The organism is Citrobacter sp. Cpo100 (genome assembly GCF_030332595.1).
GTDB classification, from domain to species: Bacteria; Pseudomonadota; Gammaproteobacteria; order Enterobacterales; family Enterobacteriaceae; genus Citrobacter; species Citrobacter portucalensis.
In genome coordinates, this window is the sequence record NZ_JAOWHM010000037.1 from 888,547 (window position 1) to 901,346 (window position 12,800).

At 47.3% G+C, this 12,800-nt stretch carries 23 protein-coding genes and 1 pseudogene; 7 read left to right on the top strand and 17 right to left on the bottom strand.

The window, feature by feature from the left end; translation table 11 throughout:
- Positions 1–51 precede the first annotated feature (51 nt).
- The 5 genes from OGX96_RS19905 to OGX96_RS19925 all read right to left on the bottom strand — a co-directional run bounded on the left by OGX96_RS19905 (position 52) and on the right by OGX96_RS19925 (position 2,081).
- Positions 52–474 (bottom strand): Ivy family c-type lysozyme inhibitor, encoded by a 423-nt coding sequence (locus OGX96_RS19905; RefSeq protein WP_048235566.1) that lies wholly within the window; start codon positions 472–474, stop codon positions 52–54.
- Between the two features lie 226 nt (positions 475–700).
- A complete protein-coding gene (locus OGX96_RS19910; protein WP_286584070.1) occupies positions 701–883 on the bottom strand; it encodes a hypothetical protein in 183 nt (60 codons plus the stop codon).
- Complete coding sequence (locus OGX96_RS19915) at positions 880–1,425, bottom strand: glycoside hydrolase family 108 protein (protein ID WP_286584072.1); 546 nt, start codon at positions 1,423–1,425, stop codon at positions 880–882. The genes OGX96_RS19910 and OGX96_RS19915 overlap by 4 nt, the downstream gene beginning before the upstream one ends.
- Before the next feature lies 1 nt (position 1,426).
- On the bottom strand, positions 1,427–1,705 hold the full coding sequence (locus OGX96_RS19920) for a phage holin family protein (RefSeq protein ID WP_286584074.1): 279 nt from the start codon (positions 1,703–1,705) through the stop codon (positions 1,427–1,429).
- Positions 1,695–2,081, bottom strand: coding sequence for a putative holin (locus OGX96_RS19925; RefSeq protein WP_137367447.1), 387 nt, complete (start codon positions 2,079–2,081; stop codon positions 1,695–1,697). Before OGX96_RS19925 ends, OGX96_RS19920 begins: the two co-directional genes overlap by 11 nt.
- A 133-nt stretch (positions 2,082–2,214) precedes the next feature.
- On the opposite strand from OGX96_RS19925, the gene OGX96_RS19930 reads away from it, so the two are divergent.
- From OGX96_RS19930 to OGX96_RS19940, 3 genes are all read left to right on the top strand, one after another.
- A complete protein-coding gene (locus OGX96_RS19930; protein WP_286584077.1) occupies positions 2,215–2,397 on the top strand; it encodes a type II toxin-antitoxin system HicA family toxin in 183 nt (60 codons plus the stop codon).
- A 24-nt stretch (positions 2,398–2,421) separates the two neighbouring features.
- Positions 2,422–2,853, top strand: coding sequence for a type II toxin-antitoxin system HicB family antitoxin (locus OGX96_RS19935; protein WP_048235570.1), 432 nt, complete (start codon positions 2,422–2,424; stop codon positions 2,851–2,853).
- A 249-nt stretch (positions 2,854–3,102) separates the two neighbouring features.
- Complete coding sequence (locus tag OGX96_RS19940) at positions 3,103–3,987, top strand: ion channel (RefSeq protein WP_048235571.1); 885 nt, start codon at positions 3,103–3,105, stop codon at positions 3,985–3,987.
- A gap of 34 nt (positions 3,988–4,021) precedes the next feature.
- On the opposite strand, the gene OGX96_RS19945 is transcribed toward OGX96_RS19940, so the two are convergent.
- Genes OGX96_RS19945 through OGX96_RS19995 form a run of 11 tightly spaced genes read right to left on the bottom strand, consistent with a single transcriptional unit; the run spans position 4,022 to position 9,608 of the window.
- Positions 4,022–4,366 carry an antiterminator Q family protein gene (locus OGX96_RS19945; protein WP_286584080.1) on the bottom strand — a complete coding sequence of 115 codons (345 nt, stop codon included), beginning with the start codon at positions 4,364–4,366 and terminating at the stop codon, positions 4,022–4,024.
- A 17-nt stretch (positions 4,367–4,383) separates the two neighbouring features.
- A complete protein-coding gene (locus OGX96_RS19950) occupies positions 4,384–5,373 on the bottom strand; it encodes a DUF968 domain-containing protein (protein ID WP_286584082.1) in 990 nt (329 codons plus the stop codon).
- Between the two features lie 7 nt (positions 5,374–5,380).
- Positions 5,381–6,178 (bottom strand): KilA-N domain-containing protein, encoded by a 798-nt coding sequence (locus OGX96_RS19955; protein ID WP_048235574.1) that lies wholly within the window; start codon positions 6,176–6,178, stop codon positions 5,381–5,383.
- Positions 6,179–6,193: 15 nt separating this feature from the next.
- Entirely contained in the window at positions 6,194–6,586 is a 393-nt protein-coding gene (locus tag OGX96_RS19960) for a RusA family crossover junction endodeoxyribonuclease (RefSeq protein ID WP_286584085.1), read from the bottom strand.
- Positions 6,583–6,906 (bottom strand): LexA family protein, encoded by a 324-nt coding sequence (locus OGX96_RS19965; protein WP_286584087.1) that lies wholly within the window; start codon positions 6,904–6,906, stop codon positions 6,583–6,585. The genes OGX96_RS19960 and OGX96_RS19965 overlap by 4 nt, the downstream gene beginning before the upstream one ends.
- Positions 6,903–7,370, bottom strand: coding sequence for a PerC family transcriptional regulator (locus OGX96_RS19970; protein ID WP_286584089.1), 468 nt, complete (start codon positions 7,368–7,370; stop codon positions 6,903–6,905). Before OGX96_RS19970 ends, OGX96_RS19965 begins: the two co-directional genes overlap by 4 nt.
- Before the next feature lie 2 nt (positions 7,371–7,372).
- Complete coding sequence (locus tag OGX96_RS19975) at positions 7,373–8,362, bottom strand: helix-turn-helix domain-containing protein (protein WP_286584091.1); 990 nt, start codon at positions 8,360–8,362, stop codon at positions 7,373–7,375.
- Positions 8,359–8,583 (bottom strand): hypothetical protein, encoded by a 225-nt coding sequence (locus OGX96_RS19980; RefSeq protein ID WP_286584093.1) that lies wholly within the window; start codon positions 8,581–8,583, stop codon positions 8,359–8,361. The genes OGX96_RS19975 and OGX96_RS19980 overlap by 4 nt, the downstream gene beginning before the upstream one ends.
- Positions 8,580–8,816 (bottom strand): hypothetical protein, encoded by a 237-nt coding sequence (locus OGX96_RS19985; RefSeq protein ID WP_286584228.1) that lies wholly within the window; start codon positions 8,814–8,816, stop codon positions 8,580–8,582. Before OGX96_RS19985 ends, OGX96_RS19980 begins: the two co-directional genes overlap by 4 nt.
- Positions 8,813–9,364, bottom strand: a complete 552-nt coding sequence (locus OGX96_RS19990) for a YmfL family putative regulatory protein (protein WP_286584095.1) — start codon at positions 9,362–9,364, stop codon at positions 8,813–8,815. The genes OGX96_RS19985 and OGX96_RS19990 overlap by 4 nt, the downstream gene beginning before the upstream one ends.
- A 43-nt stretch (positions 9,365–9,407) precedes the next feature.
- Complete coding sequence (locus tag OGX96_RS19995) at positions 9,408–9,608, bottom strand: helix-turn-helix domain-containing protein (protein WP_286584097.1); 201 nt, start codon at positions 9,606–9,608, stop codon at positions 9,408–9,410.
- A 90-nt stretch (positions 9,609–9,698) separates the two neighbouring features.
- Here OGX96_RS19995 and OGX96_RS20000 point away from each other — a divergent pair, with 90 nt between their 5' ends.
- Positions 9,699–10,373, top strand: a complete 675-nt coding sequence (locus OGX96_RS20000) for a LexA family protein (protein ID WP_119665458.1) — start codon at positions 9,699–9,701, stop codon at positions 10,371–10,373.
- 190 nt (positions 10,374–10,563) lie between these two features.
- Here OGX96_RS20000 and OGX96_RS20005 read toward each other — a convergent pair whose 3' ends face one another.
- A complete protein-coding gene (locus OGX96_RS20005; protein WP_286584101.1) occupies positions 10,564–11,052 on the bottom strand; it encodes a hypothetical protein in 489 nt (162 codons plus the stop codon).
- Between the two features lie 171 nt (positions 11,053–11,223).
- Between OGX96_RS20005 and OGX96_RS20010 the strand changes: the two are divergent.
- The 3 genes and pseudogenes from OGX96_RS20010 to OGX96_RS20020 form a co-directional block, all read left to right on the top strand.
- Positions 11,224–11,403: pseudogene (locus tag OGX96_RS20010) on the top strand (hypothetical protein); the annotation flags it as partial.
- Between the two features lie 30 nt (positions 11,404–11,433).
- Positions 11,434–11,679: an excisionase-like protein from lambdoid prophage 14 gene (locus tag OGX96_RS20015; RefSeq protein ID WP_000939946.1), complete on the top strand. Its 246-nt coding sequence runs from the start codon at positions 11,434–11,436 to the stop codon at positions 11,677–11,679.
- Positions 11,660–12,787, top strand: a complete 1,128-nt coding sequence (locus tag OGX96_RS20020) for a site-specific integrase (RefSeq protein WP_286584104.1) — start codon at positions 11,660–11,662, stop codon at positions 12,785–12,787. The genes OGX96_RS20015 and OGX96_RS20020 overlap by 20 nt, the downstream gene beginning before the upstream one ends.
- Positions 12,788–12,800: the final 13 nt, after the last annotated feature.

Below are 12,800 nucleotides of genomic sequence, written 5' to 3' on the forward strand. Positions count from 1 at the left end.
GTAAGACCAACAAAAAACCGCCCGAAGGCGGTTTGATATAACTCTTGAATTTTAGTTTGAAACATCACCATGCAATCTTTTGAACAAGATATTTCGCATATCATCAGAATCTATAGGGTCAAGATTCATCCATGTGAGCTTCTGACGATCTTCTGTAAAATCGTATTCAGAGAAGACACCATGAATATCTCCCTTTTCCGGAGAGTACAATATTGCTATGGCTTGAGCCGGACAGTTATGCGGCATGCAACCAGAAAGTGCAAGATACTTACTACCACGGATAGTAATTTCGTTCGCTGGGGTGCTTGTGCCACCATCTTGCACCCACAATGGTAAATTACGTTTGGCAATTAGGCTCTTATAAGCCTTCCCGGTTTCTTTACCTTGTACAAAATCGAAAAGGTATGGATTTCCTTCTGCACTAACCGCCAGCGGAAGAAAAGCCAACATCGCAATAATAAATTTATTCTTCATACCATTACCTTCATTCCATTAAAGACTAGAAGGAGATTATCTTTTTTTTGTTATTTTGTCAGTTGCTCAGGGAATTCCTACAATAATGCAAGTGATCGATATCTGATTTGCAATAGCCAGAATCAGAATCAATTATTTAACAATATCGCATACGGCAGGATTTCATGCTTTCCGGATAACCTAACCTACATCATTTTTCAGCAAAATATTCTGTCAGAATGAGTGATCAATTCTGCGCACACCGCCGAACGCCATCAATAAGCTGGCAAACCTGAGATGCGGTATCTAAAAACTGACTCGCTTTTTCCAGGCTGACACAGCCCACCAACAAAAAAGGCATCAGTATCGCTACCAGTGCCCATTTCGCCGCCGATCGTGGCGTTCGGTGTGTCCAGTGTCTTCGTTTCATACTGATACGCGCTCTTTCATCCAACCGTAGATGAAACTCTCATTGGCTTCGCGCTTCTCTGCCAGTTCCAGATAACGCTCGCCCTGCGTGCAGTTCAGCGATACGAGCATGACAAGCTCACCGTCTTTACCACGATTTTTCAGAAAGGCGCGTAACGCATTAACGGTCCGTGGGCCGATACGTCCGTCGGCATCCATGTCCGGATACAGTTTCCCACACAGATTGAACACGTTCAGCCAGCGCTGAAGCATTTTTGTTGCAACTGACGGCCCCATATTCACCCCTATGTCGCACAGCTCGGCGGCAATGTCGGGAGACAATGCAGAAACCTGATCGAAACGGGGTCCATACCAGTAATCAGCCTCGAGGATTTCCAGTGCCTGCCCGCGTGTCAGGTCGCGCATATTTCCCAGATATCCGTGAGCACGGGCCACTTTTTCAGTGATACCCCACTTTGTCGGACCGCCCTTATCATCAGGATGGTTTACGTAGCCACCCTCTTTTCCGAGGATTTCATCAAAAATTACATCCTTCGATTTCATCTCAGTTCCTCAGTACTGAAAGGATTTTTGATACATTCCCGCGCGCCCATACCACCAGCACACAGAACAGCAGATTACCCAGCAGCATGCCCCAGCTATCTGGAAGAGGAAGACCACACAGATAACTGAGCGGCGCTACCGCATAAACAAGCATCAGCAGCCAGGCCAGCCACGACACCAGCGGTTTATGTGTCGCGTCTTTTCTGCGGTAAAAAAAAAGCGTCAGCACGATGACCGTGCATAACGCCACATTCAGCAGTCCTGGAATATTACCTGCCATTACCCCCCCCCCGCAGGCGGGAAAACAGCCCCGATATCAACGAACCGATATCCTGCTGATGGATAAACGACAGAATTTTTACTGACACCACTGATACCAGTACCGCACACAATGCTTCAGCAGAGGCTCCGTCATAACCTGTTTTCGTTGCAAGATATGACGCCAGCGCCTTTGCCCCCAGCACACCAATGATGAATGACACCAGAAAATGAGCCGCCACCCGCCAGGCAGACAGTGCCTGCGGCATCGTGGCCACAAACAGTGCCCCAGCAAATGCGCCAAACACTATCCCAAAATCCGTATTGGTAAATAGACCGAATGCCGTCGCCCCTCCGAGCGCCGCAGCCGTGCCCGTCCCGGATAAGGGTTCAGACATGATGTTCTCCTGTAAATAAAAAGGGCCACCAGCAGCCCGTTAATAGCACCCCATCAAATGCACACACGAATACACACAGAATATTGTTTTGTGTGTATTCGTGTGTATAATAATTTTCAGGCCAGGAGGAAATATGAAATCGACTGACCTGATAAAGGAATTGACCGAGGCCGGATGTGAACTCAAAAGGCATAACGGAGGAAGCCACCAGATATGGTGGTCACCGATAACCGGAAAAACTTTTCCGGTTCCGCATCCCAAAAAGGATTTACCTCTCGGCACTGTCAAATCCATTAAAAAACTGGCGGGGATCTAATCCCCGCCCTCTCTGGAGGTTGATATGTTCTTCTCAGTGGGCGTCGAGACGCCGAAAGATGAAAACACCGCCTACGGTATGATTGTTCCTGCGTTTTCAGCTTACGATTACGGCTGCTTTTCCGCCGCTGACACACAGGATCAGATTGCCCCAATGGTGAAAGAGGCCATCCTGATGGTCGTAGAAGATTTGATTCAGAACGAAAATATTTCTGTCGAAGACATCAAGGATGCAGGTTATCTGGTTTATTCGCTTAACCCAGAATATAAAGACTTCGACAGCTGGGTTATGGTCGACGTTGATTTGTCAGAATTCGAAGGCAAGCCGCAGCGCATAAACATTTCATTACCTGATACGCTGATTAAGCGAATCGATAATGCAGTGAAGAGCAGCAACGTTTATCGCGACCGCAGTCACTTCATCGCTGAAGCTGCCCGACACGAACTGAAGCAATAATGATTTTATGGCCCCGGATTGCCGGGGCTTCTTACATTCTGAAGCGCTCGCGCTAATCTCACCTATCTGCATCAACCCGCAAATTTACCGTACTGCGCTACTTTTCAGACCCAAAAAAGCCCGCCTGGCGGCGGGTTTAAGCTGTGCGGCAAAGGAACCACTCTTAACACGATACAATAGTTTTTGCGTACGCGTTAGCATTTTTGTTAAAGTATAAAAACGTAATCAAACCATTATGTTACCAATACAATGAAATTCATCCAAAAACATCCAGCAATAGCTTATACAGTAATTATTATAGTTTTTGCCTTAATATATAATGTTGCTTGGATTGTCAGTCCAGATTCTTTCGTAAAAAACAATGCACTCAACTCTACACCTGTATATGATGCTATTAGTTTAGCATATGCGAACAATGAGGTGAAAAAAGAAGCCACAGCCAGTGTTTCAAGAGAAGTATTTTCAGAGCAAATCTTAACACTTACAAATCAATTCAATAAGATAAATATTGAAAATTTAGAACTTGAACAAACATTATCTCAACAGCAAAAAAAATTAAAAGAAATTAGTGAAAAGCAATCAATAGCGCGGGGCAAGAACACAGAAAAATACAAAGAAGACCGTTTGAAAGATTTACACGAAACGCTTGTCATTAAAAATAATGAACGTGCTACCATATCTTCTTTAAAAAACAAAACAAATGAAAGTCAGATTAACATTATGCTGGCCGACAAAGATGTAGAAATAGCCAAAATAAATCTTGAAATAGCGTATAAAGAGAATGATGCTAATGTCTATATCTTATCTAATTTCGGCAATTTTAACGATCCGGCAATCAGTAAAGAATTTGATGCGACCACTAAAGAAATTGAGAGAACAAGAGAAAAAATAATAAACAACGAAACAAAAATAATGGAAATAAGAAATAAATCTCAATCCATGTTGGATAAACTCAAAAAAGATGAGCTTAATTTTTTTGATTTTTTATTTTATAGCATAGGAATATCTACAACGACAACCTTTGGTGATTTATTAGCAAACTCAAGATGTATCAGATTTTTAGTTTGCGTGCAACTATTACTATCAATAATAGTTTTAGCTAATGTAACCCAAAGATTTTTATCCAAAAAATAAATAAGGCCCTCAAAAATGAGGGCTTGCTTTAATATTAACTTAATAATAATAAAGTTCCATTCAAAAATCCTAGTGCAGTTTGCAGTTCTTTCCTTATAGTACCATCTGAACATTTCCGCTTCTTCGCGATTGTACGGAGTGAAATACCAATCACAAAGTGGGCAATGATCAGCTCATATTCGTCTGGCTTATACTTCCGCAGGCAGGCAACACAGCCGTCTATCATGATGCCTTCATCATCATCACACTTGATGCGTGACTTTTTACCATGTGGTAAAAGTCCCTTGAAACCTGCCGCTATCGGCTGCCAGTCCACCCCGCTGTTCTCTGAAGCCGCCCAGGCTCCCCAACGATCCATCACTTCATACATATCACGCATCAATTTTCTCCACAAAATCAGGCCAACACGCCAATCGCCAGCGCGCGATCAATAAAACGAAATATCAGCTCCAGTTGGGAGCCATACTTCTCTTCAAATGCCACAGTGTCCGCATGCAGTTCGTCGTGATGCTTTCTGCACAAAGGCATCACAAAGAGATCATGCGCTTTTGTTCCCATCCCCCCCTGACCGTGGCCTATCAGGTGGTGGGGATCATCGGCGGGCTTTCCGCAACATGCACACGGCTGAGTCTTAACCCAGCGCGTGTACTTCTCGTTAACCCAACGGCGACGTTTTGGGCGTAACATAAATGACTCTGGTGACTCAGGATCAACCTTCAGCGCCAGAACCTTTTTCGCTTTATCCTGGACAATGCTGGTGGCAGGGACCGAGGGCACCAGGTCACTTTCACGGGTTACCGATTGAACTACTGGCTCTGGCATTCTGAGGGCCTTACAGGCTGCGCTTTCCGGCAGAACATCAGCCAGTTCATAACGAACCAGCCACCAGCACAGTTCCGGTAGCGTAACGACATGGTTATCATCAAAACCGAGATCCCGACGAACAACAGACAGCACCCAGCGAGCACAGTTATCCGTTGCCATTGATTCCAGCCGTTCGGTGAACTGATCGCGCAGCTGGTTATCGCAATGCCAGCACAATCGGAGCGCCCCTGGAGCGTGACGCATTGTTGTCACGTGCCCACTGTGCCAGTCAGAATGCGGCCACTGACAACCTTTCTCCCGAAGCAACCAGCTTTCAAGGCTCTCTACTCCACCAGCTCGACGAATAACAGATTCATTGCGGAAAACCTCCCGAATAACGGGATCCTCAGCTAATGGTTGTGATGCCGCCGGAACGGCACCACTGGCAAAAGATGAATAACGCTCCGGCTCTGGCTCCAGCAGGACACGCCCCTGCATAAACAGGGGCATCAGCTCTGAACCGGGCCTGAACAATACAATCCCCATACGCGGGGCAATTTCAGGAGTCAGTAACGCTCTCACGATTACCTCAATGAACGGTCTCAAGCAGCTTTAACAGCTCAGGGAATCTGGACTCGAAGAAATGCGGCTGAGTCTCGCGCGGGTTTGCCGGACTGGTGATGTTCTTGCCGAACATGCAGCCCTTCGCCGTCAGTGACCAAAATTTTTTAATGCCGTTGATTCCTGTTCGGCTGTATCGCTCACGATGTTCAACAATCCCCAGCTTCGCCAACTGGTGATATACCTGGTTTGCCGTTATGCGAATACCGTGCTGTTTCAGCAGCGCGCTCAGTGAAAGAGTTGGACGGCTGGAGCCATCCGGCGCGCCAACAGGAACATCAATGGCATACTGCGGAGTCAGATTTGGCAGGCCAGCAGCATCCTGGAGTTTCTGGCATGCGCCCAGTACCGATGAATTGGACAGGTTTAACTCTTTGCGCATAAAACCCAGCAGAATCACCCCCGCCTGTATCTTATCGGCTGCCATACCCGATGACTTTTCCGGAGCACTCGTTACCTGGTCGAAGGTGCGAATCACCTTTAAATGGAATGACGGGCTGATCCACATTGCATAGGAGTACACCAGTTCTTTGCAGACATACGTCCCCCGGTTATTTCCGCCATGAATAACGCTAACCGGGTCCATGTTGACCAAGTTGCTAATTTGCAACTCGCTAATTAAGCGTCCTGTTTGCTCATTACGGAGCCAGAACGTGGGTTTATGTTTATCCAGAGAGCCAGCTGCGCGGTGCAGATCATTAAGACTGTATCGACCATAAGCATCACGACGAACTTCGATACCATCAATGATCATCAAATTATTCATGCTTTGTTTCTCCTACTATCTGGCGGCTGCACCCGCCGTTTTTTCGAACTTGCTGATAGTTATCTCAACCTTCCCTTTCGGGATAACCGGCCCCCACTCCACCAGCATTCTTTTCACCTGGCTGTCGTCCTCCCACACACCCGCGTGGGTCAGCGCGTCAAACAGCGCTTTGTTATAGTTGTCCAGATCGCGGATCCGGTTGTCAGGAGGAAACAACACGATTTCCACTGATGCTGGTGCTGTCGTTGGTTTCGGTAGACGACGTAATTGCTCAATGATGGCTTCGCACGCTGCACTCTGGAATTTACGCCCTACCGCACTTATCAGGTTTCGTCCTGCAAACGGTCCTTTATTGGGATGCCGCCAGTAAGTGTTCACGCTGGGCGGAAATGGCAAAGTCAGTTTCATACCTTCACTCCCCGTTCATGTAGCCAATGGACCGCACGTAATTTCGCGTTCTCTTCGTTGGCAAGTAATGCGCGGATAATCCCGGCGGCTTCGTTGTCTTCTACCGCTGCTGTGTGAAGCGTTATTCCCCGCGCCACACCACGCTTTATCGTGATGACACCTTTTTTCTCCAGTGCGCGGAGCTGTTCCACAGCAGCATTCACCGAGCGGCAACCCAGCATGGTGGCGAGTTCCTGATTGGTTGGCGGAAATCCACGCTCTTTCTGGTAAGAAATCAGCATATCCAGCACCTGCTGCTGGCGTTGGGTTAACACAGTCATTCAGCCCCCACATAATTCCCTGACAGATACCACCCATCAGCCGACACAACGATCCTTTTGCTTTTACGTAAACACCGCTCACGGCGTTGCAGGAATTTGTTTCGCTCCGACTGAGAATGGCTCTCGCAAAATGCCTCCATCCAGACCGTTGCTGCGCGTCGGTAGAGCCCCTTCGACTCCAGTTCTTCTGCCTTACGGGTCAGGCGCAAAATCACCTGGGGGTCGTTGGTGCCGGTATAGCAATTCCGCACCGGTTTGGTTGCAGCGATTGGTTCCTCGTGCAGTGCATAATGCCTGTGTGTCTCACCTTCGTAGCGATGAGCAACGCGCCCGCTTTGGCGTAACTTGCTTGCGGTCTGCAAAACGCACCGCCGTGAACAACCTTCAAAAGCGTTTGCGATGTCGCTGGAAGTACAGCCTGGATTTTCCTCAATAAATTTTTGAACATCTGCCATTAGACTCATACTCACCCCCTGAACCCTGTCGGGATCTGGCTGTAATCCACGCTGTCGTAGTTGGACTTGAAAAACGGATCTTCACGGTGTTCACCGCGAGCAACGTTGGCTGGTGACAAGCGCAGAGATAACTCGTCCCACTTTTCTCGCAACTTAGACGGGCTAAGCACGTTACGGCACCAGAACGGGTCACGGCTGACCCTGCTGTACATCTCGCAGATTTGCTTGTGAGTACGCCCGTCCTGAACGCACATCAGGCGGATTTCGTTTGCCCAGGCTGTCCAGTTCGGTTCTTTCGGACGAACCAGTTCACCGTCACTCTCGGCGGCCTGTTCGTACAGGGCGATGATTTTTTTCCAGAGCCACTGCGCGCAGGTCAAATCAGCCTGCGTTCCCCACTGGCGCTTTTTGGGGCTGAATACGACAGCGTCCGGATGCCGGGTTAAAAACTCCTGGTCAGCCGCCTGCTGGTCCGGTAGCGAAGCGTCCGGACGAGAAATGTTTTTATCTGACGGATCTGGTTTTAATACTGACGGATCGGGGTCAACCATCGCCCCCCTAACCCGGGCATTTTTATCAACCGTTGACCCATCAAAATTTGAGGGGTCAATTTTTGACGGGCTAATCATTGAGGGGTCAAAATTTGACGGGTCAGTTTTTACCCGGTTAACTTTTCTTTTCGGTTTGTATGCTTCACGTGCAGCAGCCGCCGCAGCTTCGAGCTTCTCGACATTGATTTGATAGATATTGCTCAGATTGCGGCCGCCTGCTTTACGCACCCTCTTTGTGAGCCATCCGTCTTTCTCAAGCTCTGCAATCGCCGACTTAACGGTTGATTCGCTTTTTGCGCCAATCTGGCGGCGGATAGTTTCCACAGCAGGCCATGACAAGCCCTCGTCATTACTGTAATCAGCAAGACGAGCCATCACCGCAACCCTGGACAAAATCATGCCCGTAAAGGCACATCCCTCCCATACGAGGCCATGCAGCTTGCTACTCACGCTGCACCTCCAATACGTTTAAAGTTCCTCCCGGAAAGAAACGCAATGAGCGGATAGCTGAGGGTGTAATCGCGTCCCAATAATTCGCAGACCACCTTCTGGCTTTCGGTATCAACAAGGCTGACGCGCAGAACGTGACCGCGGCTGGTGGCATACCACTGTCCTTCACGAGGACAATCACGATACTGGCTGGTGAAACGGTTAATAATCTTCCTGATCATTTGCGTCCCCTTACCTCGGAAGGGTTCAGTAATAGTTTGATGAGACGAGCAAGCGCCGCATCGTCATTGATGCGGTCATACAGGCGATTCTGGCCCACAGCCTGGCCGTGTCCTCTGTGGTTACTAATGACCTGGCCATTTGATAATCTGCATTCATGCCGTAACAACTGGTGTACAGCCATGCCGACCACCAGCTGTTGCGACACAGAGTTATTTGCCGTTAAACTGTTCATGCGTTAGTTTCTCCACAGTCACGACACGCCACGGCGCCCAGAGCTGCACACTCGTGGGCGTCATTACTTTCAGGGACACAAAAAATCTTGTAGACCAGCGTGGCATGCTCCTGCAGCTTCGTAATAGCCCGGAAAAGCTCATCGTTGATGGCTATCCGTTCATGAAGTTCCACCACCCCATCTTCGATTGCTAAACGTATTTGCTTTGAGTAGCTTCCAACCTGCTCGATGGCTTCCAGCAGACGCTGGTTGATATCAGCGTTCTCCACTTCCTCAACTTCCGGAAGTGATACAAAGACACCATTCGCAGATTGCGCTACACCATCAGCAATATGATGAGTACCACCAGCACGTTGTAAAACCATTGCCCAACCAAGTGGGAAGATCTGATCGCCATCTGCGCGGAGGCGATTAAAGAGCGCGTTCTCTGTTACATCCAGCCAGTCAGCAGCTTCTGCATATCCCCCTGGCAGGGCCGCGATAGTTTTCCTGACAGCCTTCACATACCACTCAGGTTGTTTTTCTACTTTCCAGTGATGTTTACCCACGGTAAGTCCCAATTCTCTGTGGTTAAAAATTGAATATGTTTTGCTAGTCTTTTGGGTAGATATCCGGCCTCAAATCAGATTTCGTAATTGCACCAAATGTGTTTTGCTCCAGCCTCTTGGCTAGCGAAAAGCTGGCCTTTTTATAACCGTTGAATACCAGCCTTAAGTAGCCGGGAGTCGAACCAACTCTCTCTGCCAGCTGGCTCTGTTGCTCTTTGGTCAATGAATCCCAATATGCCTTCATGCAATATGTACCTCCGGTATACATATTACATGAATGAAATGAACCTTCAAGATACTTGTACCTTCATGGTACAAAGGTTTTAATTTCTATATGAAAACAATCCATGACATCAGGCGGTCAAACGCCAGAAAGTTGCGAGACGGTGTTGGCGGAAATACATCTTTCGCCAGCATGATTGATCGCGAACCAACCCAAACTAGTAGATTTATGGGTGATGGGGCCACCAAAAATATCGGTGACACCATGGCCCGGCATATTGAGAAATGTTTCGATCTACCTATCGGATGGCTTGATCGTGAACACCAAACAACAAACATCACAAAAAAACCCGATGTTTCAATAATTAATAAAAAAATTACTATGGTCCCTGTTATATCCTGGGTACAGGCCGGAGCATGGAGAGAAGTTGGTTATTCCGAGGTAGACTTGAGCACAGCAGAGACTTTTCCCTGCCCTGTACCCTGTGGTGAAATGACATACATTTTGCGTGTAATAGGCGATTCAATGATTGATGAGTATCGCCCTGGTGATATGATTTTTGTTGATCCCGAAGTACCTGCATGTCATGGGGACGATGTGATTGCCTTGATGCACGAAACAGGTGAAACCACATTTAAACGGTTGATTGAGGACGGTACTCAAAGGTACCTGAAAGCACTAAATTCAAACTGGCCCGAGCCGTATATTAAGATTAATGGCAACTGCTCAATCATTGGCACTGTTATTTTTTCCGGAAAACCAAGAAGATACTCTATTAAATCCTGAAGCTTTTTTATGAACCTGCTTAGGCAGGTTTTTTTACACTTGACAATGTACCCCAGGGATACATAATGTACCATCATGCAACAACGAAAGGCAGGGGGCCCACGACGTCCCCCAGGGGCAGACGAAGATCAGGATGATTCGTTAAGCGCCCTATCGGACGCTTCGCTCTTTAACAATCTGGATATCCCGCTCACAGACCTATAGTTCGATTATCTGGTGGGTTTGGTTTCCGATTCATTTTTAGATCTGTCTTACATGATGGGCACACAGAGTGTGTGTAACGTTCTGCCCATGATGTGCTCGTAGGCTGCAATATTGATATTTTCTGGTTTGTAAAACAATTAGGGCAAAGGTGTACAGTAATCTCCGCACCACCCACTATTTGCTCCTTCGAGTAAACAAAAGAACCGGATTCAAGCTGATTCAAGACATATCCTTCAGCCTTGTTTTCGAAATCTTCAAATTCTGCGATTTTTGCTTTGAGACGCGCAGCCTCTTCGTCACGAAGACGGATCACATCACCAAGAGAGAAGCACTCCGCCTGAAGCGTGATTAGTTTGTTCTGGAGTTCTATGGTTGCAGCTTTAACTTCTGCATCCGTTTTCGCGTCATTAATAACCTTAGCGAGACCAGCAGTCTCCTTTATAGCGGTCATAGCCGCTGAAAGTTCAGCTATCACGTTGAATACTCTGCTCGTTGTTGGGGATATCCAGATTAACCGAATCTTTGTTGTTGGGGAATAACTAGGTCCACCTCGCCTGATGTGGCTAAAAGCAGGCACACAACGGCTAAGTGTTTTCAGGAACGAGAGCCTTTAGCTTTGCGATATCCAGTAACAACAGCCGCTGCTTTGGCGGTACCAGTTTTTTCCTTAGTCCTTTCTGGTACCGCCCTTTTTACAAAACAGAGAAGAGTATCCCCGGATGACGGGGTCATAACCCGATCCATCCTGATAGTTGTGGCTACAGGTGCTCTTCTCTGTTTTGTGGAGAAACTAACCGACCGTGCAGGGTCGATATGCAGAGACTGAACAGTTAGTGAAGTAATAAGGTGATCGCATATGCTTCAAATGTTAACTCTTGAAGAATGGGCTTCTGAAAAATACAGAAGTAATCCTCCAAGCGTTTCCACGTTGCGTCGTTATGCTAAGCAGAATTTGTTTTGTCCACCGGCAATGAAACAAGGTCGGTTATGGCGAGTGCGCGAGGATGCCGAGTTAGTTGGAGAGCTGGTAACGCCAGTAATTAAGAAAAATGACTCATTACTTTTGCAACGGATTTTGAGTGATGGCAGCCAGACCGCGTAAAAATAATGTTTCGGTCCCTAACTTATATCCACTTTATAGTCGGAAGGTAAATAAAGTCTATTGGCGGTATAAGCATCCAATAACAGGGAAATTCCATGCTTTGGGAACAAACGAAGCTGAAGCTATCGCTATTGCCACTGAGGCCAACACTCGCCTGGCTGAACAAAGAACCCGACAGATTTTGGCTATCAGTGACAGGATCGCAACCAGCAAAGGAAAAGCGATCACAACATCTACATGGTTAGACCGTTACCAAGCTATCCAGGACGATAGGCTGAAAAGTGGTGATATAAGACTCAACACCTATAAGCAGAAAGCCAAACCAGTATCCTTGCTCAGGGAAAGAGCAGGAATGAAGTTGATCTCGGCCGTTGATGTCAGAGATATAGCACAATTGCTTGAAGAGTATATCTCTGCTGGACAGCCTAGAATGGCCCAGGTTGTAAGGTCTGTATTGATCGATGTGTTTAAGGAAGCACAGCATTACGGTGAAGTTCCGCCTGGGTATAACCCTGCTCTTGCAACGAAGCAACCCAGAAGGAAAATTACCCGTCAACGCCTCAGCCTGGAAGAATGGCAAAAAATATTCGATATCGCAGATGCCAGTCATCGTTATATGGGAAATGCCATGCTCCTAGCTTTGGTCACTGGACAGCGTTTGGGGGATATATCTAAAATGAAATTCAGCGATATTTGGGATGACCACCTTCATGTCATTCAGGAAAAGACCGGAAGCAAAATCGCTATCCCTCTTTCTCTTCGATTGAATGCTATCAACTGGAGTTTACGAGATGTAGTCGCTCGCTGCCGTGATTACGCTGTCAGTCCCTATCTCGTGCACTTTTTCAGAACAACATCTCAAGCTGAACGCGGATCGCAGGTAAAATCCAATACATTGACGATGAATTTCAGTAAAGCGAGGGATTTGGCAGGAATTGACTGGGGGCGAGGTTCCCCTGCCACATTCCATGAACAAAGGTCTTTATCTGAGCGACTTTACGAAGCTCAGGGTGTCGACACCCAAAAACTTCTGGGGCATAAATCGCCTAATCAGACAGCCCGATACCATGATGATCGTGGTAAAGGATGGGCAAAAATCAAAGTTTGAATTTTCCAACAGT